19 protein-coding genes are annotated in these 22,427 nt (G+C 73.2%); 5 read left to right on the forward strand and 14 right to left on the reverse strand.

What is annotated here, in order from left to right:
- Positions 1-77 precede the first annotated feature (77 nt).
- A complete protein-coding gene (locus tag TNCT1_RS24015) occupies positions 78-1,163 on the reverse strand; it encodes a prephenate dehydrogenase (protein ID WP_143635599.1) in 1,086 nt (361 codons plus the stop codon).
- Positions 1,160-1,522: a chorismate mutase gene (gene aroH / locus TNCT1_RS24020; protein ID WP_143635601.1), complete on the reverse strand. Its 363-nt coding sequence runs from the start codon at positions 1,520-1,522 to the stop codon at positions 1,160-1,162. Before aroH ends, TNCT1_RS24015 begins: the two co-directional genes overlap by 4 nt.
- A 214-nt stretch (positions 1,523-1,736) precedes the next feature.
- On the opposite strand from aroH, the gene TNCT1_RS24025 reads away from it, so the two are divergent.
- Positions 1,737-2,132: a Rieske (2Fe-2S) protein gene (locus TNCT1_RS24025; RefSeq protein ID WP_143635603.1), complete on the forward strand. Its 396-nt coding sequence runs from the start codon at positions 1,737-1,739 to the stop codon at positions 2,130-2,132.
- A gap of 22 nt (positions 2,133-2,154) precedes the next feature.
- On the forward strand, positions 2,155-2,898 hold the full coding sequence (locus tag TNCT1_RS24030; RefSeq protein WP_143635606.1) for a DNA polymerase beta superfamily protein: 744 nt from the start codon (positions 2,155-2,157) through the stop codon (positions 2,896-2,898).
- Here the strand turns inward: TNCT1_RS24030 and TNCT1_RS24035 are convergent.
- The 12 genes from TNCT1_RS24035 to TNCT1_RS24090 form a co-directional block, all read right to left on the reverse strand.
- The gene (locus TNCT1_RS24035) at positions 2,824-3,573 is read right to left on the reverse strand and encodes a DNA polymerase beta superfamily protein (protein ID WP_143635609.1); all 750 of its coding nucleotides are present in this window, start codon (positions 3,571-3,573) and stop codon (positions 2,824-2,826) included. The genes TNCT1_RS24030 and TNCT1_RS24035 overlap by 75 nt on opposite strands.
- 4 nt (positions 3,574-3,577) lie before the next feature.
- A complete protein-coding gene (locus tag TNCT1_RS24040) occupies positions 3,578-4,600 on the reverse strand; it encodes an ADP-ribosylglycohydrolase family protein (RefSeq protein WP_143635611.1) in 1,023 nt (340 codons plus the stop codon).
- On the reverse strand, positions 4,597-5,325 hold the full coding sequence (locus TNCT1_RS24045; RefSeq protein ID WP_143635613.1) for an NUDIX domain-containing protein: 729 nt from the start codon (positions 5,323-5,325) through the stop codon (positions 4,597-4,599). The genes TNCT1_RS24040 and TNCT1_RS24045 overlap by 4 nt, the downstream gene beginning before the upstream one ends.
- A 54-nt stretch (positions 5,326-5,379) precedes the next feature.
- On the reverse strand, positions 5,380-6,441 hold the full coding sequence (locus TNCT1_RS24050) for a pseudouridine synthase (protein ID WP_143635615.1): 1,062 nt from the start codon (positions 6,439-6,441) through the stop codon (positions 5,380-5,382).
- A 13-nt stretch (positions 6,442-6,454) separates the two neighbouring features.
- Entirely contained in the window at positions 6,455-7,084 is a 630-nt protein-coding gene (gene scpB, locus TNCT1_RS24055; RefSeq protein ID WP_143635699.1) for an SMC-Scp complex subunit ScpB, read from the reverse strand.
- A 152-nt stretch (positions 7,085-7,236) separates the two neighbouring features.
- On the reverse strand, positions 7,237-8,532 hold the full coding sequence (locus tag TNCT1_RS24060; RefSeq protein ID WP_143635619.1) for a ScpA family protein: 1,296 nt from the start codon (positions 8,530-8,532) through the stop codon (positions 7,237-7,239).
- Between the two features lie 38 nt (positions 8,533-8,570).
- Positions 8,571-9,137, reverse strand: coding sequence for a hypothetical protein (locus tag TNCT1_RS24065; RefSeq protein ID WP_174266426.1), 567 nt, complete (start codon positions 9,135-9,137; stop codon positions 8,571-8,573).
- The gene (locus TNCT1_RS24070) at positions 9,122-10,258 is read right to left on the reverse strand and encodes a ParA family protein (protein ID WP_143635621.1); all 1,137 of its coding nucleotides are present in this window, start codon (positions 10,256-10,258) and stop codon (positions 9,122-9,124) included. The genes TNCT1_RS24065 and TNCT1_RS24070 overlap by 16 nt, the downstream gene beginning before the upstream one ends.
- 414 nt (positions 10,259-10,672) lie before the next feature.
- A complete protein-coding gene (ald, locus tag TNCT1_RS24075; protein WP_143635624.1) occupies positions 10,673-11,797 on the reverse strand; it encodes an alanine dehydrogenase in 1,125 nt (374 codons plus the stop codon).
- 138 nt (positions 11,798-11,935) lie between these two features.
- Positions 11,936-14,002, reverse strand: coding sequence for a tetratricopeptide repeat protein (locus tag TNCT1_RS24080; protein WP_143635626.1), 2,067 nt, complete (start codon positions 14,000-14,002; stop codon positions 11,936-11,938).
- 244 nt (positions 14,003-14,246) lie between these two features.
- A complete protein-coding gene (locus TNCT1_RS24085) occupies positions 14,247-14,873 on the reverse strand; it encodes an NUDIX hydrolase (RefSeq protein WP_143635628.1) in 627 nt (208 codons plus the stop codon).
- Positions 14,874-14,974: 101 nt separating this feature from the next.
- Positions 14,975-16,624 (reverse strand): CTP synthase, encoded by a 1,650-nt coding sequence (locus TNCT1_RS24090; RefSeq protein ID WP_143635630.1) that lies wholly within the window; start codon positions 16,622-16,624, stop codon positions 14,975-14,977.
- Positions 16,625-17,167: 543 nt separating this feature from the next.
- Between TNCT1_RS24090 and TNCT1_RS24095 the strand changes: the two genes are divergently transcribed.
- The 3 genes from TNCT1_RS24095 to TNCT1_RS24110 all read left to right on the forward strand — a co-directional run bounded on the left by TNCT1_RS24095 (position 17,168) and on the right by TNCT1_RS24110 (position 22,299).
- Positions 17,168-18,970 carry a glycoside hydrolase family 15 protein gene (locus TNCT1_RS24095; RefSeq protein WP_143635703.1) on the forward strand — a complete coding sequence of 601 codons (1,803 nt, stop codon included), beginning with the start codon at positions 17,168-17,170 and terminating at the stop codon, positions 18,968-18,970.
- Positions 18,971-19,217: 247 nt separating this feature from the next.
- Positions 19,218-20,600, forward strand: coding sequence for an FAD-binding oxidoreductase (locus TNCT1_RS24105; protein WP_143635632.1), 1,383 nt, complete (start codon positions 19,218-19,220; stop codon positions 20,598-20,600).
- Positions 20,601-20,649: 49 nt separating this feature from the next.
- Positions 20,650-22,299, forward strand: a complete 1,650-nt coding sequence (locus TNCT1_RS24110) for a PucR family transcriptional regulator (protein WP_143635635.1) — start codon at positions 20,650-20,652, stop codon at positions 22,297-22,299.
- Positions 22,300-22,427: the final 128 nt, after the last annotated feature.

Consider the following 22,427-nt stretch of genomic DNA (forward strand, 5'->3'; position numbering starts at 1 on the left):
GGGGCGGGGGGCCGGAGCGCGAGAGCGCCCCGCACAAGGTTACTGGGTTCGGGTGACCCCGTCGGACGCCCGCCCGCCTACTGCCGCAGCGCCCAGCCCCGCTCCCGCAGCGCCTCCTTCAGCATCGGCGCCGCCTGGGGCTCGACCATGAGCTGGACGAGACCGGCCTGCTGCCCCGTCGCGTGCTCGATCCGGACGTCCTCGACGTTGACCCCGGCCCGGCCCGCGTCCGCGAAGATGCGGGCGAGCTGGCCGGGCTGGTCGTCGATGAGGACGACGACGGTCTCGTACCGGCGCGGCGCGCTGCCGTGCTTGCCGGGTACCCGCACCTGGCCCGCGTTGCCGCGGCGCAGCACGTCCTCGATGCCCGTGCCGCCCTCGCGGCGCTTGTCCTCGTCGGAGGACTGCAGGGCGCGCAGGGCCCGGACGGTCTCCTCCAGGTCGGCGGAGACGTCGGTGAGCAGGTCGGCGACCGGGCCGGGGTTGGCGGAGAGGATGTCGATCCACATCCGGGGGTCGGACGCGGCGATCCGGGTGACGTCCCGGATGCCCTGCCCGCACAGCCGCACGGCGGCCTCCTCGGCGTGCTGCAGGCGGGCCGCGACCAGGCTGGAGACCAGGTGGGGCATGTGGGAGACGAGGGCGACGGCCCGGTCGTGGGCGTCGGCGTCCATGACGACCGGCACCGCGCGGCAGTGCGAGACCAGCTCCAGGGCGAGGTTGAGGACCTCGGTGTCGGTGTCCCGGGTCGGGGTGAGCACCCAGGGGCGGCCCTCGAAGAGGTCGGCGGTGGCCGCCAGCGGGCCGGACTTCTCCCGGCCGGACATGGGGTGGGTGCCGATGTAGGCGGACAGGTCCAGGCCCCGCTCCTCCAGCTCGCGGCGCGGGCCGCCCTTGACGCTGGCCACGTCGACGTAGCCGCGGGCGGCGCCGCGGGTCATGGCGTCCGCGAGGACGCCGGCCACGTGTGCGGGCGGTGCGGCCACGACGGCGAGGTCGACGGGGCCGTCCGGGGCCTCGTCGGTGCCCGCGCCCAGCGCGGCCGCCGTGCGGGCCTGCTCGGGGTCGTGGTCGGCGAGGTGGACGACGACGCCCCGCTGGGTCAGGGCGAGCGCGGCGGAGGTGCCGATGAGCCCGGTGCCGATGACGAGTGCGGTTCTCACTGGGCGATGTCCTTGCGCAGGGCGGCGGCGGCGCCGAGGTAGACGTGGGCGATCCGGGCGCGGGGCAGGTCCGACTCTATGTGCGCGAGCACGCGGACGACCCGGGGCATGGCGCCCTCGACGTCCAGTTCCTGGGCGCAGATCAGGGGGACGTCGACGATCCCGAGCTTGCGGGCGGCGGCGGCCGGGAAGTCGCTGTGCAGGTCGGGGGTGGCCGTGAACCAGATGCTGATCAGGTCGTCGGCGGTGAGCCGGTTGCGCTCGAGGACCGCGGTGAGCAGCGCTCCGACCTGCTCGTCCATGTGACCGGCCTCGTCCCGCTCCAGTTGGACGGCCCCCCGGACCGCTCGTACCGCCACGGCGCTGCTCCTCGCTGACGTGCGTCTTCGTTGCTGGGCCTCCAGCCTAGTCAGGGCCCGGCCGCCGGGCGCGCGGCGCCCGGCCGCTGAGACGCGGGGCCGACCCGGTGACGGGCGGGTCCGCCCTCCCGTCTCCTCCCCCGACGGGGACGCCTCTGGTGCGAAGATGTCGCAAATCGTTGCTTTTCCTCCATCCGATGTTCGGAGTGACGACATGACCTACAGCACGACGCGGCGCACGGTTCTCGCGACGGGCGCGGCGGCGCTCGCCACCGGCTGCGGGGGCGGCGGCGGCTCGGCGGGCTCCTCCCCGTCGCCCAGCGGCCGGGCGCTGGCGAGCACGAGCGACATCCCGGAGGGCGGCGGCAAAGTCTTCAAGGAGCAGAAGGTCGTGGTCACCCAGCCGTCGAAGGGCGACTTCAAGGCCTTCTCGGCGATCTGCACGCACGAGGGCTGCACGGTGAGCGCGGTGGCCGACGGCACCATCGACTGCCCCTGCCACGGCAGCAGGTTCCGCATCACCGACGGCTCGGTGGCGAACGGCCCGGCGACCCGGCCGCTGCCCGCCGAGACCATCAAGGTGGAGGGAAATTCGATCCGCCTGACGTGAGCGGCCCGCGTACGCTGCGGGGATGCAGCCCGCGGACCTGGTACGCGACCACACGATCTACGCCTGCGTCATGGGTTCGCGGGCCTTCGGCCTGGCCACCGAGGCCAGCGACACCGACCGGCGGGGTGTCTTCCTCGCTCCCACTCCCCTGTTCTGGCGGTTCGACAAGCCGCCGGCGCACGTGGAGGGGCCGGGCGAGGAACGCTTCTCCTGGGAGCTGGAGCGGTTCTGCGAGCTGGCCCTGCGCGGCAACCCGAACATCTTGGAGTGCCTGCACTCCCCGCTGGTGGAACACGTGGACGACACCGGCCGCGAACTGCTCGCCCTGCGCGGCGCCTTCCTGTCCCGGCGGGTGTACGACACCTTCACCGGCTACGCCCTGGGCCAGCGCAGGAAGCTCGACGCCGACATCCGCACCACGGGCGCCCCGCGCTGGAAGCACGCCATGCACCTGCTGCGCCTGCTGACCAGCGCCCGGGACCTGCTGCGCACCGGGGAGCTGCGGATCGACGCCGGCGACGAGCGGGAGCCGCTGCTGGCGGTGAAGCGGGGCGAGGTCTCCTGGCCGGAGGTCGAGGCGCGCATGGCCCGGCTGGCGGCGGAGACCGAGCTGGCCCTGCGCGGCACCCCGCTGCCGCCGGAACCGGACCGCGCGCGCGTGGCCGGCTTCCTGTTCCGGGCGCGCCGCGCCTCAGCCCGCCAGGCGGACGCGTACGACGAAGTCGTGCAGGGCGTCGTGCGCGCTGGGCGCGTCGGGCAGGGCTGAGGCGGCCTGCGCCTCGTCGAGCACCGCGTGCAGCCGCTCCACGTCGGCCTCCACGCGCGCGTGATCGACGTCGGCGGTCCCGTGCTCGCGCTCGGCCTTGGCCGCGATCAGCTCGGGCAGGTAGGCGGGCGCGTCCACCTGCTCCAGCAGGGTGGGCAGGTGGGCCTGCACCTCGCCGCTGCGCATCAGGTGGATGCCGGTGAGCAGTACCCGGAACGTGTAGAGCAGCGGCTTGAGTTCGCCGGTCTTGTCGAACAGCCGCCACTGGGTCACCGCGAACCCGCGGTAGTGGTGGGCGTGGTGGCCGGTGAGGACGCCCGGCGCGAGCGCGGCCAGCTCCCGGTGCGCCTCGCAGGTGTGCGCCACCAGGGGCGACAGGAGCTGCTCCAGCACATAGCCGTTGCGCCGGAGCATCAGCCGGGCGAACTTGCGCACGTCGTGGGTGACGAGGTCCATCTCGGTGCCGAACCGCACCCATGTCCGCGACCGCGTCTCCTCCGGCTCGCGCAGCCCGACCAGGTCCGCCGCGGGCAGCAGGTGGGCGCCGCGCAGGTCCAGGTCGGAGTCCTCGGAGGGGAACCCGTAGAGGTGGGCTCCCGAGACGGTCGCGAACAGCAGGGGGTGGGGCTGTTCGGCGATCACGGGCGTCAGGTCCATGTCGAGGTCGTCGATCATGGGCCTAAGCGTCCCAGAGCGCTCCCAGTGCCAAAAGATCGCCGCGGTACTCGATCCGGCCGGCCCAGTCGGCGGGCCAGGCGTCCGCGCCCAGCCAGGCGCCCGCGAAGGCCCCGGTGAGGCAGGCGATCGAGTCCGAGTCGCCCGAGGAGCAGGCGGCCCTGCGCAGCGCGGTGACGGGCCGGTCCGGGAAGAGCAGGAAGCACAGCAGCCCGGTGGCGAGGGCCTCCTCGGCGATCCAGCCCGCACCGGTGGCCAGGCAGGGGTCGGTCTCCGGGGAGACGGTGCGCACCGCCTCCTGGAGCCGGCCGAGCACGTCCAGGCACTCGTCCCAGCCGCGCGCGATGAAGTGTTCGGGGGTGCGGTCCTGGGAGCGGGTCCACAGGTCGCCGAGCCAGGTGTGGTGGTAGCGGGTGCGGTTGTCGTAGGCGTAGCTGCGGAGCCGTCCGACGAGTCCGGCCGGGTCGGTGCCGCTGGCGAGCAGGTGCACGGCGTGGGCGGTCAGGTCGGAGGCAGCCAGGGCGGTGGGGTGCCCGTGGGTGAGCGCGGACTGCAACTGGGCGGCGCCGGCGCGCTGTTCGCCGGTGAGGCCGGGGACGAGGCCGACCGGGGCGACGCGCATGTTGGCGCCGCAGCCCTTGGAACCGGCCTGGCCGGCGTCCTGCCAGGCGCGGCCCTCCTCCTTGAGCAGCGCGCAGGCGGTCAGGCAGGTGTTGCCCGGCGCGCGGTTGTTGTCCGGCGACTGGTACCAGTCCACGAACTCCTCGCGCAGCGGCCGCTCCAGCCGAAGCGGCGCGAGGTCCCCGCGCTCCAGGGCCGTCCGGAGCGCGCGGCCGACGGCGAGGGTCATCTGGGTGTCGTCGGAGACGAGGGCGTGCCGCGCCAGTTCCATCTCCCGCCAGGAGCCGCACTCGGCGAGGATCGAGGGCACGTCGTCGAACTCGGTCGGGAAGCCGAGGGCGTCCCCGAGGGCGAGGCCGAGGAGGGAGCCGGTGGCGGCGCGTTTGCCCGGTCGGGTGGTGGTCATGCGGGGCTTCCTTCCGGGGACGGCCGGAGCAGGGGCGGGTGCAGGACGGTGGCGGGGCCGGCGCGGTAGAGGGCGGCGGGCTTGCCGCGGCCCCCGGTGAGCCGGGCGGCGCCGGGGACGGGTTCCACGAAGCCGGGGGTGGCGAGCACCTTGCGGCGGAAGTTGGGCCGGTCGAGGGCGGTACCCCACACCGTCTCGTAGACCTGCTGCAGCTCGCCGAGGGTGAACTCGGGCGGGCAGAAGGCGGTGGCGGCGCGGGTGTTCTCCAGCCGGTCGCCGACGCGTTCGTGGGCGTCGGCGAGGATGCGGTCGTGGTCGAAGGCGAGCGGCCCCGCCGAGCGGTACGGCAGCCAGCGGGCCTGGGCCGCGTCGCCGCCGCCGCGGGGTTCGGGAGGTTCGGGCAGCAGCGCGGTGAACGCCACGGAGACGACCCGCATCCGGGGGTCGCGGTCCGGCTCGCTGTAGGTGCGCAGCTGTTCCAGGTCCAGCCCGGAGACGTCCACCAGGCCGGTCTCCTCGGCGAGTTCGCGCCGGGCCGCGGTCTCCGCCGACTCGTCCGGCAGCAGGAAGCCGCCGGGCAGCGCCCAGTGACCGGCGTACGGCTCCTGCCCGCGCTGGACCAGCAGCACGTGCAGGGCGCCCTCGCGGACGGTCAGGACGGCGAGGTCGACGGTGACGGCGAAAGGCTCGTAGGCGTGCTTGTCGTAGCCCTGCAGCACGGACACCCCCTTTTATAGTCACTGCGACTATAAAAGGGGGTGTCCGGGAGCACAACCTCTTTAGAGGTCGACCTCCTTCATCAGCATGCCGACCTCGGTGTTGGACAGGCGGCGCAGCCAGCCCGACTTCTGGTCGCCCAGGGTGATCGGGCCGAAGGAGGTGCGCACCAGCTTCTCGACCGGGAAGCCGGCCTCGGCGAGCATGCGGCGCACGATGTGCTTGCGGCCCTCGTGCAGGGTCACCTCGACCAGGTAGTTCTTGCCGGTCTGCTCGACCACCCGGAAGTGGTCCGCGCGCGCGTAGCCGTCCTCGAGCTGGATGCCGTCCTTCAGGCGCTTGCCCAGGTCGCGCGGGATGGGCCCGACGATGGCGGCGAGGTACGTCTTCTTCACGCCGTACTTCGGGTGGGTCAGCCGGTGCGCCAGCTCGCCGTGGTTGGTGAGCAGGATGACGCCCTCGGTCTCGGTGTCGAGCCGGCCGACGTGGAAGAGCCGGGTCTCGCGGTTGGTGACGTAGTCACCGAGGCACTGGCGGCCCTCCGGGTCCTCCATGGTGGACACGACGCCGGCGGGCTTGTTCAGCGAGAAGAACTGGTAGGACTGCGTGGCGACGGTGAGGCCGTCGACCTTGACCTCGTCCTTCTCGGGGTCCACCCGGCGGCCCTGCTCCAGCACGATCTCGCCGTTGATCTCGACCCGGGCCTGCTCGATCAGCTCCTCGCAGGCACGGCGGGAGCCGTAGCCCGCGCGCGCGAGCACCTTCTGCAGCCGCTCGCCCTCCTGCTCGGCTCCGGGGAAGGTCTTGGGCAGCTTGACGTCCTTCTTGCCCGCGTACCGCTCCCGATTGCGCTCCTCCACCCGCGTCTCGTACTCGCGCGACCGCGCGGGGGCGCTGCGGCCGCCCTGCTGGGGCCTCTTCGGGCCGCCCTTGGCGCCGCCACGGGCGGCACCGCCGCGCCCGGACTTGGGGCCGTCCTGGGAGGCGCCGGGGCCCACGTCGTAGCGGCGCTCCTCGGGGCGGGGCTTGCGGGGACGGCCCTGCCCCTGCTTCTGGTCCCTGTCGTTGCCGGCACCGCGGTAGTTACCGCGCCCGCCGCTCTTGCCGCTGCCGCTGCTTCGCATCAAGGTTTCCGTCTTAGTCGTCTGCGTCCTGACCGCCGGGCGCGTCGGGCGCGTCCGGGTCGAACGACGGGACTCCCTCCTGGGTCTCGGCCTCGATCGCCTCCGCCTCCGGGAGGAAGGGCGCGAGCTCCGGAAGCTCGTCCAGGCCGCGCAGGCCCATCCGCTCCAGGAAGTAGTTCGTCGTCCTGTACAGGATCGCACCTGTTTCGGGTTCCGTGCCCGCCTCCTCGACCAGACCGCGCTGCAGGAGGGTGCGCATGACGCCGTCGCAGTTCACTCCGCGTACCGCGGAGACGCGGCTGCGGCTGACCGGCTGGCGGTAGGCGACGACCGCGAGGGTCTCCAGCGCGGCCTGGGTGAGGCGGGCCGTCTGGCCGTCCAGGACCAGCCGCTCGACGGCGGGGGCGTACTCGGCGCGCGTGTAGAAGCGCCAGCCGCCGGCGACGAACCGCAGCTCGAAGCCGCGGCCCTGCACGGTGTAGTCGTCGGCCAGCTCGCGCAGCGCGTCCGCGATCCGTCGCCTGGGCCGCTCGAGGATGCGGGCCAGGTGCTCCTCGGTCGCGGGCTCGTCCACGACCATCAGGACCGCTTCGAGGGCGGGCTTGAGGTCGAGCCCGGCGACCGTGCCCGGTGCGACGGGCAGGCCGGCGGGCGCTTCTTCGGCCCCGGCGGGCGCATCGACGGCCCCGGCGGGCGCTTCGGCGGTCCCGGCGGGCGGGCCGGTGACCGTGGCGGATGCCTCTGGGCGGTCGGCGGGCGCCGCTGGGTGGTCCGCGGGCGCCCCGGTGGTCTCGCTCACGCCTTCTTCTCCTCGGGCTCGTCGGGCGGCCGGTCGAACTCGTCGGTGACCATCGGCGCCGCGTCCGAGTCCCCGCCGGTCCAGCGCACCAGCAGCTCCCCCAGGGCGGCCTCCTGCTCCAGGGCGACGGCCTTCTCCCGGTACAGCTCCAGCAGCGCCAGGAAGCGGGCCACGACGGTCAGGGTGTCGTCGGTGTCCTCGACCAGCGCCCGGAAGCTGGCCTCGCCCAGTTCCCTGAGCCGCGCCACCACGATCCCCGCCTGCTCCTGCACGCTGACCAGCGGGGCGTGGATGTGGTCGACGTAGACCTGCGGCTTGGCCTTCGGCTGCATCGCCTTGACGGCCAGCCTGGCGAACCCCTCGGGTCCGATGCTGATGACGACCTCGGGCAGCAGCTCGGCGTACTGGGGTTCCAGACCGACGGTGCGGGGGTGGCGGCGGGCCTCCTCGTCCAGGCGCCCGTTGAAGATGTCGGCGATCTGCTTGTACGCGCGGTACTGCAGCAGCCGTGCGAACAGCAGGTCCCGGGCCTCCAGCAGCGCGAGGTCGGCCTCGTCCTCGACCTGGGCGGCGGGCAGCAGCCGCGCCGCCTTGAGGTCGAGCAGGGTGGCGGCGACGACGAGGAACTCGGTGGTCTGGTCGAGGTCCCAGTCGGGGCCCATGGCCCGGATGTGCGCCATGAACTCGTCGGTGACCTTGGACAGCGCGACCTCGGTGACGTCCAGCTTGTGCTTGGAGATGAGCTGGAGCAGCAGGTCGAACGGCCCCTCGAAGTTGGCGAGGCGCACCTTGAAGACACCGCCGGCAGCGGCCTCGGAGACGTCACCGGCCCCTGCACCGGCACCGGCACCGGCCTCAGCCGACGGTCCGGCCCCGGCGATCGGCTCCGGCGCGTCTCCCGTGACCGTCCCGGTCTCGGCCGGTGCCTCGACAGCGGCCCGTGCCGGCGGCTCGGGTGCGGGCTCGGTCGTCGGTTCCAGGGCGGGGGCCGAGGCGTCGGCGCGCGTCGCCGGCCCGGGTTCGGCGGTCGTGGGCGGCCGGGCCTCGTGCCGGGCGGCCGCTCGTGGGCCGGGCTCGGCGCCGGCCGGCGCCTGCGGCTCGGGCGGGGCGGCCCCGTCCGCGGCCGGCGGGCCCGGCTCGGTCCGCGCCCGGGGGGCGGCAGCCGGCGGGGGCGCGTCGTGCGGCTCCGCGGGGGTCCCGGGGGGCTGGGGGCGGGGGGTGCCGGGTCCACGGCCCAGCGCACGCCTGCGGCCGGCACCGGGGCCGGAGGCGGGGGCGTCGTTCGGGGTCATGGCCGTCGCAGGCTATCGTCTGGCGCCCGCGTGGCCGACTACCGACCCCGCAGCCGCCGTACCAGGATGCTCGCGTCCCCGCGGGACTCCAGGTCGGCCAGGACCACCGCGACCGCCTCGCGGACGATGCGGCCGCGGTCCACGGCGAGGCCGTGTTCGCCCCTGAGGACCAGCCGCGCGTGTTCGAGGTCCATCAGTTCCTCGGCGGAGACGTACACGGTGATCTTCTCGTCGTGCCGCTCCCGGCCGCTGGGCCGCCGGTTCGCCGCCCGGCCGCGCTTGCGCGGCTGGGCGGCCGCGGCGGCAGCGGCAGCCGCGGCCGAACCCTCCGGCGGCGGCTGGCGCCGGGAGGGCCGGGTGCGGGACTCCCCGGCCTCGGCCGGCTCCGCGTCGGCCGCGACGTGCTCCGCGCCCTCCCCGTCGCCGCCCCGGACGGGCACCGACGCCGGGGCGTCCTCCGCGGCCGCCTCGTCGCTCTCCCCCGCGGGAGCCGGCACCCGGGCCTCGCCGTTGGCACCGCGCCGGGGCGTGGACGGCTGGAGCGCCGTCCCCCCTGTCGTTCGGAACAGTTCGTCGGCCCCGGGCAGACTCACTCGGCGTGACACCGGGCGAGCACCTCCCTGGCGAGCTGGCGGTAGGCGGCGGCGCCGACGGAGTTGGAGGCGTACGTGGTGATCGGCTCGCCGGCGACCGTGGTCTCCGGGAAGCGGACCGTGCGGCCGATGACCGTGTGGTACACGTGGTCGTCGAACGCCTCGACCACGCGCGCCAGCACCTCACGGCTATGCACGGTGCGCGAGTCGTACATCGTGGCGAGGATGCCGTCGAGCTCCAGGTCGGGGTTGAGCCGCTCCTGGACCTTCTCGATGGTCTCGGTCAGCAGGGCCACACCGCGCAGCGCGAAGAACTCGCACTCCAGCGGCACGATCACCTTGTGGGCGGCCGTCAGCGCGTTGACCGTGAGCAGGCCCAGCGAGGGCTGGCAGTCGATCACGATGTAGTCGTAGTCGTCCATCAGCGGCTTGAGCGCCCGCTGCAGGGTCGACTCGCGCGCGACCTCCGAGACCAGCTGCACCTCGGCGGCGGACAGGTCGATGTTGGAGGGCAGCAGGTCCATGTTGGGGACCGCCGTCTTCAGCAGGACCTCGTCCGCCGACATGCCCCGCTCCATGAGCAGGTTGTAGACGGTGAGGTCGAGCTCCATGGGGTTGACGCCGAGACCCACCGACAGCGCGCCCTGCGGGTCGAAGTCCACGAGCAGCACGCGCCGGCCGTACTCCGCGAGCGCGGCACCCAGGTTGATGGTCGACGTGGTCTTGCCGACGCCGCCCTTCTGGTTGCACATCGCGATGATCTTCGCGGGGCCGTGGTCGGTCAGCGGGCCCGGGATCGGGAAGTACGGCAGCGGGCGCCCGGTCGGGCCGATGCGCTCACGGCGCTGACGGGCCGCGTCGGGAGCGAGCGTGGCCGCGTACTCGGGATCGGGCTCGTACTCGGCGTCGGGGTCGTAGAAGTGCCCCTCGGGCAGGTCGTCGTAGTCGGCGAGTTGGTTGTGGGGCGCGCCACTTCCGTCGCCGGCCATGGCGTTCACGTGATGGCCATCCATGCTCTGGTGTGCTGTCCGGACCGTCTGCGGACCCGGAGTCTGATGGGCTGCGAAGGTGCGCACAGCTACGGAGCCGACAGCCTCGAATCCCGCGGAACCGGCCTGGCCCCGTACCGGCATTCCTGGTTGACCACCCCCGGGAGTAAATGTCGACTCATTCACAAGTCGTCTTACCTCCTTGGTGACCAGGAAACTTCTAGACAAGGTCAGCGTGGCACCATGCCGACGGTTGGCGACTCTATGGCGTGTCGGCGGTCCGCAGCAACACAATCCGCCGGACCCGGCAGGATGTGTCGGCAATGAAACATCCCTCTGTCAAGGGCGTACGGGCGTCGCACGGCAGGTTTCACCGGTGTGCGAATCGGTCGAAGGGTTACGTTCGAGGCGAGTTGACCGCAAGCGGCAAAGTGACCATACACACATCCGGCCGGACCTTGTCGGGCAAGGTCCGGCCGGGCGTTCGGTGTTGACGGGGCGTGTTGACGAATCGCCTTTCGTCCGTTGGCGACTTGGCGACACGCCAGGCCGCGTGGGTCAGCCGAGCAGGGACTCCAGCTCCACGTGCTCCAGGCCGTGCGCCTCGGCGACCTCCTTGTAAACCACCTTGCCGTCGTGGGTGTTGAGACCCTTGGCGAGCGCGGCGTCACGGCGCAGCGCCTCCACCCAGCCGTTGTTGGCGAGCGAGACGATGTACGGCAGCGTGGCGTTGGTGAGGGCGTTGGTGGAGGTGTTCGGCACCGCGCCGGGCATGTTGGCGACGCAGTAGAAGACCGAGTTGTGGACGCGGAAGGTCGGCTCGGCGTGCGTGGTGGGACGGGAGTCCTCGAAGCAGCCGCCCTGGTCGATCGCGATGTCGACAAGGACACTTCCGGGCTTCATGCGCGACACCAGCTCGTTGGTGACGAGCTTCGGGGCCTTGGCGCCCGGGATGAGCACCGCGCCGATGACGAGGTCGGCGTCCAGGACGGCCTTCTCCAGCTCGAAGGAGTTGGACATGATGGCCTTGACCTTGGTGCCGAAGACCTTGTCGGCCTCGCGCAGCTTGTTGATGTCGCGGTCGAGCAGGGTCACGTCGAAGCCCATGCCGACGGCGACCTGGGTGGCGTTCCAGCCGGAGACGCCACCGCCGATGACGACGGCCTTGGCCGGGGTCACGCCCGGCACGCCGCCCGGCAGCACACCGCGGCCGCCGGCCGGGCGCATCAGGTGGTAGGCGCCGACCTGCGGGGCCAGCCGGCCCGCGACCTCGGACATCGGGGCGAGCAGCGGCAGCGCGCGGTTCGGCAGCTCGACGGTCTCGTAGGCGATGGCCGTGGTGCCGGACTCGATGAGCGCGTCCGTGCACTCCTTGGAGGCGGCCAGGTGCAGGTAGGTGAAGAGGATCTGGTCCTTGCGGAGGCGGTGGTACTCCTCGGCGACCGGCTCCTTGACCTTGAGCAGCAGATCGGCGGCGGCCCACACCTCGTCGGCGCTGCCGAGGATCGAGGCGCCCGCGGAGACGTACTCCTCGTCCGTGATCGAGGAGCCGAGACCGGCGCCCCGCTCGACGACGACCTGGTGGCCGTTGCGCACCAGCTCGTGCACACCGGCGGGGGTGATGGCCACCCGGAACTCGTTGTTCTTGACCTCGCGGGGGATGCCGACCTTCACGTCGATCACGGTCCTTGGCTCAGAGGGTATGGGGGTGCAATGCAAGACGTACCCAGACATGCAGGGGCATACCGGGAGACACCGCAGGAGAACGAGCGGCAGAGCCAGTTTAATGAAGGCGTTCCTGCTGTCTAGCCTTTCATTGCATCAATCTTCGCTCGCGGCACTACGGATTTCGCAGGCGTCATCGCCGTATTTCGACGAGACGTCGTCCTCCTGTGCCTCCTTACCCAGCATGCGCTCGGCCGCGGCCCGGTGCAGGTGGGCGGCGGCGGGGTCACCGAGCCGGTCCAGGGTGTCGGCCAGTCTGAGCTCCAGCGCGGCCTGCAGCCGGGCGTCCTGGGCACGCCGGGCCCAGTCCACCGCCTCCCGGCAGGTCTGCAGCGACTCCTCCGGCCGCCCCGCGTACTCCTGCACCCGGGCCACCTCGCTCAACGCCCGCGCGTGGGCGGCCACATCGCCCTCCTTGCGGTACCCGGCGGCGGCCGCGCGCCAATTCCTGAGCGCCTCGCCGTAGCGGCCCGCGTAGGTGTGGGCGGTGGCCGTGCGGCCGTACAGCCGGGCGGCCTCCGCGCGCTCGCCCCTGGCCAGCCGCTCGGCCAGCGCCCGGCCGAACCAGTCGGCGGCCCGGTCGTAGTCCCCCAGCTCCTGGTGGGCGCCGCCTACGGATTCCATCGCGCGGCCGGTGGCGTACGGGTCGTTCGCCTCGCGTCCGGCGTCCAGCGCGGCCCGGTACCGGGCCAGCGCGGCGGCGGTGCGGCCGGTCTGCGCGTCCACGTCGCCGAGGTTCAGCAGGGCCGCGGCCCGCTCCCGGTGCAGGCCGCGCCGCTCGGCGACGTCGAGGACGAGGCCGTGCACCTCGTACAGGTCGGGCGCCGCCGCCTGCGCGCCGAAGTGCGCCGCCATGGCCCTGACCAGCTGGGACATCAGCCGGCGGGCCAGGGTGTCCAGCTCGCCGTCGGCGACGGCCACGCGGGTGGCGGCCAGCAGGGCGGGCCTTCGCGCGCTCAGCCACTCGGCGGCGGCCCGGGGGCTGGGGAAGCGCAGCGCCTGTGGCATCTCGCGCAGCTTCTCCCGGGCCTGCGGGCTGTCCGTCTCGGTGATCACCCGGCAGGACTGCAGCAGCCGTACGTTGCGCTCCAGCATCCGGGCCCGGGCGAGCTGCAGCTCGCCCGGGCGTTCCTGGCTCTCGGCGCGGGCGCGCAGCAGCGGGTGCAGACAGCCGGGGACCTCGTACTCGGGCAGCGGGGAGTCCACCGCGCGCACCAGGCCGAGCGCGGCGAACTCCTCCAGCGCGGCGCCGGCCGTGCCCACCGAGCAGCCGGCCAGGGCGGAGGCGGTGTGCGGGTCGGCCAGGCCCGCCGGGGCCAGGCACAGCAGGCGCAGTATCCGGGCTGCCTGGCCGGAGAGCTGGTCGTGGACGAGCCGGAAGACCCGGGCGAGCGGGGTGGCCTCGGCTCCGTCGCCGGCGTCGGCGTGCAGCCGCTTGGCGAGGTCGGAGACGGCCGCCTGGGGCCGGGAGGCGAGCCAGCCGCCGGCCAGGGTGAGCGCGGCCGGCTGGCCGAGGCAGGCCTCGGCCAGGCTCTCGGCGGAGCGCGGGTCCACGGTGATGCGGACCGAGCCGGCGTAGCGGGTGAGGAGTTCCACCGCCGACTTGGTGTCGAGGCCGCCCAGGGTGCAGGGGCGGACGTCGGCGATGCCGGTGAGCGGGCCGCCGGCGACGGCGACGGCCAGGCAGTCGGGGGCGTCCGGCAGCAGGGCGTCGACCTGCTCGGCGCCGGCCGCGTCGTCCAGCAGGAGCAGCACCCGCCGGCCGGAGAGGGCCGCGCGGAGCACCTCGGTCAGCTCTTCCTCGGCGGCCCCGGCGGGGGCCGGCACGTCGAGCGCGGCGAGCAGTTCGCGGGCGGTGCGCGCCACCGGTACGGGGGTGCCGTCGGGTTCGCTGAGGCGGGCCCGCAGCACCCCGTCGGGGTAACGCTCGGCGACCTGCCGGGCGAGTTCCCGGGCCAGGGAGGTGCGGCCGGAGCCGGGGCGGCCCGCGATGAGGAGCACGCGCGCGCGGGGCGCCTTGCGGCCGGAGAGGGTGTCCAGGCCGGCCCGCTCGATGTCGGCGCGCAGTCCCTTCAACTCCCGTGTACGGCCCAGGAAATGGTCGTCCGCGGCCGGGTGCGCGGGCAGCCGCGCGCCGCCTGTGTCCACCGCCTGGTCCGTCACGGGCCACACTCCCGTCCCACCGCACGCGCAAGCCCGCCGGGTCCTCCCGGAACAGGCATTTCCAGAGCCTAGTTCACGCTCTGCGACGTTCCGGTGGGAGCGCGGCGGGCACGTCCCCCGATCGGATCAGGCGATCGTCACACCAATACGCGGACGGGTGGGACGGACCCCCGGCGGGCGTCGGCCCGGAGCGGGGGCGGCGGGGTCCGCGACGGCCGTCAGGGCCCCTGCCGGGGCCCGGGGCTCAGGACTCGAAGGGACGCGCGGGCCAGGGCGCGTCGGCCGGGCGGAGGGCGTCCAGGCCGTCCCCGCCGCGGGCGGCGACCAGGGAGAGCACACCCACCACGAGGCAGTTGTTGTGCACGTCGCCGGCGAGCACCCGGCGCACCAGGTCGCCGACCGGCACGCGCGCGTGCTCCATGTCGGTCTCCTCGTGCTCCGCCTCGAACCGCTCGCCCTCGGCCTCGGAGAGGTCGCGGGCGAGGAAGATCCGCACGGCCTCGTCGCAGCCGCCGGGGGTGGTGTACACGTCGGTCAGCACCCGCCAGTCCTCGGCCTTGACGTGCGCCTCCTCGTACAGCTCGCGCTGGGCGGCGTGCAGCGGGTTCTCGCCGGGCACGTCGAGCAGACCGGCGGGGATCTCCCACAGCTTGTGGCGCACCGGGTGCCGGTACTGGTTGATGAGCAGCACCCGGTCCTCCTCGTCCAGGGCGAGGACGGCGACCGAGCCGGGGTGCACCTGGTAGTCGCGGCGGACCACGGAGCCGTCGGGCATGACGACCTCGTCCGTGCGCACGGAGGTCTTGTTGCCCGCGAAGGGGGTCTCCGTCGCCCGGATCTCCCACTCCTCGGGGGTGTCCTTGATCGTCATGCCCTGTCCTTCCCCACGCGCACGCGAAATCCCGGCCTCCCGCGAAAGCCGGGGTGCCCACCTTTGAAGGTTCGCACCCCGGCCACCGTACAACCGGTGTGTTACTTCGAGATCTTCCGCTCGACCGAGGCCTTCACCAGCCCGGCGAAGAGCGGGTGCGGGCGGGTCGGCCGCGAGCGCAGCTCCGGGTGCGCCTGCGTGGCGACCAGGTAGGGGTGGACGTCGCGCGGGTACTCCACGTACTCCACGAGCTTGCCGTCCGGCGAGGTGCCCGAGAAGAGGATGCCGGCCTTCTTCTCCAGCTCCGCGCGGTAGGCGTTGTTCACCTCGTAGCGGTGCCGGTGCCGCTCCTCGACGTACTCCTTGTCGTCGTACACCTCGCGGACGATCGAGCCCTCGGCCAGCTTCGCCGGGTACATGCCGAGGCGCATGGTGCCGCCCATGTCGCCCTCGCCGGCGACGATGTCCATCTGCTCGGCCATGGTGGAGATGACCGGGTGGGCGGTGGCCGGGTCGAACTCGGTGGAGTTGGCGTCCGGGATGTCGGCGAGGCTGCGCGCGGCCTCGATCACGATGCACTGCAGGCCCAGGCAGAGGCCGAGCAGCGGGATCCTGTTCTCGCGGGCGAAGCGGATCGCGCCGACCTTGCCGAGCACACCGCGGTCGCCGAAGCCGCCCGGGATGCAGATGCCGTCGACGTCGCCGAGCTGCGCCTTGGCGCCCGCCGGGGTCTTGCAGTCGTCGGAGGTGACCCACTTGATCTTGACGCGGGCCTTGTTGGCGAAGCCGCCGGCGCGCAGCGCCTCGGTGACCGACAGGTAGGCGTCGGGCAGGTCGATGTACTTGCCGACCAGGGCGAGGGTGATCTCGTGGTCGGGGTTGTGGACCCGGTCCAGCAGGTCGTCCCAGGTCGTCCAGTCCACGTCGCGGAAGGGCAGGTCGAGCTTGCGCACGACGTAGGCGTCCAGGCCCTCGGAGTGCACGACCTTCGGGATGTCGTAGATCGAGCGGGCGTCCGGGCAGGCGACGACGGCGGCCTCGTCGACGTCGCACATCAGCGAGATCTTGCGCTTGATGGCGGTCGGCACCTCGCGGTCGCAGCGCAGCACGATGGCGTCCGGCTGGATGCCGATGTTGCGCAGCGCGGCGACGGAGTGCTGGGTCGGCTTGGTCTTCAGCTCGCCGGAGGGGCCGATGTACGGCAGCAGCGAGATGTGGACGACGAAGACGTTGTCCCGGCCGACCTCGTGGCGGACCTGGCGGACGGTCTCCAGGAACGGCAGCGACTCGATGTCGCCGACCGTGCCGCCGACCTCGGTGATCACCACGTCGACCTCGTCCGTCGCCATGCGGCGGATGCGGTGCTTGATCTCGTTGGTGATGTGCGGGATGACCTGCACGGTGTCGCCCAGGTACTCGCCGCGGCGCTCCTTGGCGATCACGGTCGAGTAGACCTGACCGGTGGTGACGTTGGCGGAGCCGTCCAGGTCCCGGTCGAGGAAGCGCTCGTAGTGGCCGATGTCCAGGTCGGTCTCGGCGCCGTCGTTGGTGACGAACACCTCACCGTGCTGGAAGGGGTTCATCGTGCCCGGGTCGACGTTCAGGTACGGGTCGAGTTTCTGCATCACGACGCGCAGGCCGCGGGCCTTGAGCAGCATGCCCAGGCTGGAGGCGGTGAGGCCCTTGCCGAGCGAGGAGGCGACACCCCCGGTGACGAAGATGTGCTTGGTCGTCGTAGATTTCGGCGGCATGGCCAAGAGGGGGCTCCCGTGGTCGCTGACTGTCGTGCGGTACGGCCGCCGGACCGGATTCCTCCGGGGGCGCCGTCGCTGCGGTTCGGGGGTTCATCTCCCACCGGTCCACGGGCTACCAGCGTAACAGCGCCCGGAGGAGATGGCTCCCGGCCACGCTCCGCTTCCGGGCCGGTACGCAGCGGTCCGGATCACCGGAGGGCTCGCGGGCACCCGTGCGCTCTCGTCACACGCCCGTCACCCGGTGCTCACTCGTTCGGCCCACACGGGTTGCCGGGAGCGGCGCGCAGATCATCTACGTGCGTCGTATCCTGCTCGGACACTCACCTGCCGAGCCCGTCCGGTAAAGACGGCACACCCCCGCCCGCACCAGCCGGAACAACGAGAGCGCGGCAGTTCGTTGAGCAAGGACTGTCGTTTTGCCCCAGGGCTCGGCGGGCTGCTTTGCTTCACCGCTCAACGACGCATAACAACGACCCCCTTGACCGCACTAGCGACAGCCCCCTGCGCGGGGGTGACGTGGCCGTTCGACTGGAGTTGCACGTGGCCGGGCGCATCGAAGACTACGCACTCATCGGAGACATGCAGACCGCTGCCCTGGTCTGCCGGGACGGCACAGTCGACTGGCTGTGCCTGCCCCGCTTCGACTCGCATGCCATCTTCGCCGGCCTGCTGGGCACCGAGGAGCACGGCTTCTGGCGGCTCGGCCCGGCGCACGCGGCCGACTCGCAGCCGCCCACGGCCGCCCGGCGCAGCTACCGGGGCGACTCGCTGATCCTGGAGTCCGAGTGGGACACCCCGCGCGGCACCGTGCGCGTGACCGATTTCATGCCCCCGCGTGACGGCGCCCCGCAGCTCATCCGGATCGTGGAGGGCGTCACCGGCCGGGTGCCGATGCGCTCGGCGCTCCGGATGCGGTTCTCCTACGGCCGGGTCGTGCCCTGGGTGCACAAGCACGAGGGCCGCACGGTGGCGGTCGCCGGGCCCGACTCCGTGTGGTTCGACACGGAGGCCGAGACCTACGGCAAGGCGCTGACGACCTACTCCGACTTCACCGTCGCCCCGGGCGACCGGATCACGTTCACCGTCTCGTGGCAGCCCTCCCACAAGGAGCCGCCGCCGCTGCCGGAGCCGGAGGCGTCGCTGGTGGCGACCGAGGACTTCTGGCGCGACTGGGTCGAGCACTGTACGTACCACGGTCCGTACCGCGAGGCGGTGGTCCGCTCGCTGATCACTCTGAAGGCGCTGACCTATGCCCCCACCGGCGGCATCGTCGCGGCCCCCACCACCTCGCTGCCCGAGGACATCGGCGGCGTCCGCAACTGGGACTACCGCTACACCTGGCTGCGCGACGCGGCGATCACCCTGTCCTCGCTGCTGCGCACCGGCTACCGCGAGGAGGCCCGCGCCTGGCGCGAGTGGCTGCTGCGCGCGGTCGCCGGCGACCCCGAGAACCTGCAGATCATGTACGGCATCGCGGGCGAGCGCGAGCTGGGCGAGGCCGAGCTGGACTGGCTGCCCGGCTACGAGCACTCGGCCCCGGTCCGGGTCGGCAACGGCGCCGCGCACCAGCTCCAGCTCGACGTGTACGGCGAGGTCACCGAGGCCCTGCACCTGGCCCACATGACGGGTCTGGCCCGCAACGACTACGCGTCCCTGCTCCAGCTCAAGCTGATCCGCTACCTGGAGGACCACTGGCAGGAGCCGGACGAGGGCATCTGGGAGGTGCGCGGCCCGCGCCGGCACTTCGTGCACTCCAAGGTGATGGCCTGGGTGGCGGTGGACCGCACGATCAAGCTGATCGAGTCCGGTGACGCGGACGGCCCTCTGGAGCGCTGGAAGGAACTGCGCGACGGCATCCACCGGGACGTGTGCGAGAAGGGCTACGACAAGGAGCGCAACACCTTCACGCAGTCCTACGGCTCCCAGGAGCTGGACGCCTCGCTGCTGCTGATCCCGCAGATGGGCTTCCTGCCGCCGGACGACAAGCGGGTGATCGGCACCATCGAGGCGATCCAGCGCGAGCTGTCCACCTCGGACGGGTTCATCCTGCGCTACCCCACCGAGGGCAAGGACGAGGGCGTCGACGGCCTCCCGGGCGACGAAGGGGCCTTCCTGGCCTGCTCGTTCTGGATGGCGGACGACCTGGCGATGATCGGCCGCGTGGACGAGGCCAGGAAGCTGTTCGAGAAGCTGCTCGCCCTGCGCAACGACCTCGGCCTGCTCGCCGAGGAGTGGGACCCGCGGCTGCAGCGCCAGGTCGGCAACTTCCCGCAGGCGTTCAGCCACGTGCCGCTGATCGACACCGCCCTGCGGCTGACGGCCTCGGGCGCCTACGGCGGCTGAACGCGACCGGGTGCGCGCGCCCGCCTTAGGTCCTGTCGTCAAATGCCCGTCGTCCGCCCGGAGGGCGGGCCCTGTGGCGTCAGGTGCGTGCTCTCGGCGTGCCGGGCCCTGGCCCTCGTACTGGATGTACTCGGGTCTGGGTCCGGTGCGGCGAGAGTGCGTGCATGGCGTCGCAGGGCAGACGGGAGTTTGACGACAGGACCTAGGCTGAGAGCGGACTACTGCCCCTTTCCGGAAGGGGGCGGCCATGGCTTCCCCTTCGAAGGCGGGCGCGGCCCTCGCCGCGTTGCGCGAAGACCTGACCGGCGATGTGTTCGCCCCCTCGGACCCGGGTTACGACGGGGCCAGAGCCGTCTTCAACGCGATGATCGACCGGCGGCCGGCCGTGATCGCCCAGTGCGCGGGCCCGGCCGACGTGGTCCGCACCGTACGCTTCGCCCGCGACCTCGACCTGCGGGTCGCGGTGCGCGGCGGCGGGCACAGCGTGGCCGGCGCGGCCCTGGGCGACGGCGCCGTGGTGGTGGACCTGCGCCGGATGCACGGGGTGAGCGTGGACCCGGTCGCCGAGGCGGTCCGGGTCGAGGGCGGCGCCACCATGAGCCACCTGGACCGGGCCACCCAGCCGTACGGCCTCGCGACCACCGGTGGCCGGGCCTCGACCACCGGCGTCGGCGGTCTCGTCCTCGGCGGCGGCACCGGGTGGCTGGACCGCGCCTTCGGCTACGCCTGCGACAACCTGCTCGGCGTGGAGCTGGTGACCGCCGACGCGGAGCGGGTGCACGCGAGCGCCGACGAGAACCCGGAGCTGTTCTGGGCCCTGCACGGCGGCGGCGGCAACTTCGGCGTCGCCACCGCGCTCACCCTGCGGCTGCACGAGATGCCCGAGTTCGCGATCGCCCTGCTGCTGTACCTGCCGCAACTCGGCCGGGACGTGGTCCGCGTCTTCCGCGAGATCGTCGCCACCGGCCCCGACGAGGTGAGCGGCGCCGTGCTGTACCTGACCGGCCCGCCCGAGCAGTTCGTGCCGGCGGAGCTGGTGGGCAAGCTGGTGTGCGCCGCGCTGCTCACCTACGCGGGCGGCGAGGAGGAGCTGCGCCGGCTCGCCGGGCCGCTGCTGGCGCTGCCCCACGAGGCGGAGATCGCCGGGGCGATGCCGTACGCCGACGTCCAGTGCATGCTGGACGCTCCGCCCGGGCAGCGGAACTACTGGTCGGCGGAGTACGTGACCGGTATGCCCGACGAGCTGGCGGCCGTCTACTGCGCCCGCGCCGAGAGCATGCCGGTGCCGACCAGCACCCAGCACCTGCTGTTCCCGCAGGGCGGCGCCGTCGCCGCCGGTCCGCACGAGTACCCGCTGCCCTGCCGGGACGCCGCCTGGGCGGTGCACCCCTTCGCCGTCTGGGAGGACCCGGCCGACGACGAGCGGGCGGTCGCCTGGGTGCGCGACGTCCGCGCCGACGTCCGGCCGTGGAGCACCGGCGCCGTATACCTGAACTTCATCGGGGACGAGGGCCGGGACCGGGTCAGGGCAGGACTGGGCGAGGGCAACCTGTTCCGGCTGGAGAAGGTCAAGCGCGCCTACGACCCCGACAACGTGTTCCGCTTCAACCACAACATCCGCCCGGTGTAGCGGGGGCACACGCTGTCGTCCGGACGTTTGCGCAGGTAGCGTCCGCTCCATGGACAGCGGTACGGACAGCAGACTCGCCACGCAGGGCGCCGGCATCACCGTTCAGCGGGCGCTGGAACTGCCCGGGCTGCGCAGCGGGCTCCCCGAGATCCTGGCGGGCGGCGACCGGCTGGGGCGCACCGTGCGCTGGGTGCACGCGGGCGAGGTGCCGAACATCGCCTCGCTGCTCAAGGGCGGCGAGCTGCTGCTCACCACCGGCTACGGCCTGGGGACCCGGCCGGCCGAGCAGCGGGCGTTCGTGCGCACCCTCGCCGAACGGGGCATCGCCGCGCTGGTGGTGGAGCTGGGGCCGCGGTTCGCCCGGCTGCCCGCGGCGCTGGTGGACACCGCCCGCGCCGCCGGACTGCCGCTGGTCCAGCTCCACCGCGAGGTGCCCTTCGTGGCGGTCACCGAGGAGATCCACACGGAGATCGTCAACGGGCACTACGCGCTGCTGCAGCGCGCCGAGGAAGTGCACCGGCGGTGCACTCAGGCGCTGCTGGGCGGTGGCGGGGTTCCTCAAGTGCTCGGCATCCTGGCCGACTTCTGCGCCAACCCGGTCTTCCTGGAGACCGCGGACGGCCGGCTGCTGTACACCGCCGGGCCGGGGCCGGAGGGCGCCGACCCGCTGCAGGTGTGGGAGGGACTGCGCGGCCCGCACAAGGAGGCGCCGCCGCCCGCCGGTTCAGTGCTGGTGGACGTCCCCGGCGGCGGGCCCGGGTCGGGGCCGGGGTCGGTGCGGGCCAGGCTGGTGCTGCTGCCGGTCCGCTCGCCGCTGGCTCCGGTGCACCGGATCGCCGCGGAGCGGGCGGCGGGCATCCTGGCCGTGGTGCTGATGCAGGCCCGGCAGGAGGAGGAGCTGGCCGCGCGTGGCCGGGGCGACTTCCTCACCGACCTCGCGGAGGGCCGCATCACGGCGGAGGACGCCCCGGCGCAGGCCCGCGTCCTGGGGTTCAAGCCGGGCGGCAGCCCGCTGCTGCCGGTGGTGATGCGGGCCGGGGACTCGCTGTCCCCGTCCGGGGGCTGGGCGGTGCTGGCGCGCGCGGTCTCCGAGGAGCTGGCCGCGGTGGGGGTCCCGGTGCTGCTGGGCGTCCGGCCGGTCGAGGGCCGGGTGCTGGTCCTGCTCGGGCTGCGCTCGGAGTCGGAGCGAACGTCAGTCGCGGACCGGGTGGCGGCGGCGCTGCGGGCGGGCGTGGAGCGGGCCGGGATGCGGCGGCCGGGCGCGGCTCCGCCGGTCGTGGTCGTCGGGGTGGCGGGCGGCTGGGCGGCCGCCTCGGCCGGGCTCCGGCACGCGGCGGAGACGGCGACGGCGGCGCAGGGCCTGACCGACCGGCCCTGGTACGACGCCCGCCGCCTCGACATCGACCTGCTGCTGTGGCGGCTGCGCGGCCACCCGGACCTGGCGGCGTTCGTGGACCGCGCGATCGGTCCGCTGCGCGATCACGACCACCGCTCCAAGCCGCCGCTGCTGCCCACCCTGGAGACCTATCTCGCGCACGCGGGCCGCAAGGCGGAGACCGCCCGCGAGCTGCACCTCAACCGCCAGACCCTCTACAACCGCCTCGCCCGCATCGGCGAACTGCTGGGCACCGACCTCGACGACCCGCAGACGGTCCTGGCCCTGAGCCTGGCCCTGCGCGCCCGCCGGCACACCTCCTAGGGTCCCGGCTCCCGGCCCCATCACCGGCGCGGCGGTGCCGCGTGCCGGAGACGGACCCTGCACGGCAGGACGCGCAAGGTGCCGGCGGAGCTGATGTCCTGACGGCCGCGGCGTCACCCGAACCCTGC

This window comes from Streptomyces sp. 1-11 (genome assembly GCF_007176755.1).
In the GTDB taxonomy this organism is placed as follows: domain Bacteria; phylum Actinomycetota; class Actinomycetes; order Streptomycetales; family Streptomycetaceae; genus Streptomyces.

What these genes read in the sequence shown, in the direction of transcription:
- TNCT1_RS24025 (WP_143635603.1), top strand. Translation starts at nt 1,737, where the DNA reads ATGACCTACAGCACGACGCGGCGCACGGTTCTCGCGACGGGCGCGGCG.
- TNCT1_RS24030 (WP_143635606.1), top strand. Translation starts at nt 2,155, where the DNA reads ATGCAGCCCGCGGACCTGGTACGCGACCACACGATCTACGCCTGCGTC.
- TNCT1_RS24035 (WP_143635609.1), bottom strand. Translation starts at nt 3,573, where the DNA reads ATGATCGACGACCTCGACATGGACCTGACGCCCGTGATCGCCGAACAG.
- TNCT1_RS24040 (WP_143635611.1), bottom strand. Translation starts at nt 4,600, where the DNA reads ATGACCACCACCCGACCGGGCAAACGCGCCGCCACCGGCTCCCTCCTC.
- TNCT1_RS24050 (WP_143635615.1), bottom strand. Translation starts at nt 6,441, where the DNA reads ATGCGAAGCAGCGGCAGCGGCAAGAGCGGCGGGCGCGGTAACTACCGC.
- TNCT1_RS24060 (WP_143635619.1), bottom strand. Translation starts at nt 8,532, where the DNA reads ATGACCCCGAACGACGCCCCCGCCTCCGGCCCCGGTGCCGGCCGCAGG.
- TNCT1_RS24070 (WP_143635621.1), bottom strand. Translation starts at nt 10,258, where the DNA reads ATGCCGGTACGGGGCCAGGCCGGTTCCGCGGGATTCGAGGCTGTCGGC.
- TNCT1_RS24085 (WP_143635628.1), bottom strand. Translation starts at nt 14,873, where the DNA reads ATGACGATCAAGGACACCCCCGAGGAGTGGGAGATCCGGGCGACGGAG.
- TNCT1_RS24090 (WP_143635630.1), bottom strand. Translation starts at nt 16,624, where the DNA reads ATGCCGCCGAAATCTACGACGACCAAGCACATCTTCGTCACCGGGGGT.
- TNCT1_RS24105 (WP_143635632.1), top strand. Translation starts at nt 19,218, where the DNA reads ATGGCTTCCCCTTCGAAGGCGGGCGCGGCCCTCGCCGCGTTGCGCGAA.
- TNCT1_RS24110 (WP_143635635.1), top strand. Translation starts at nt 20,650, where the DNA reads ATGGACAGCGGTACGGACAGCAGACTCGCCACGCAGGGCGCCGGCATC.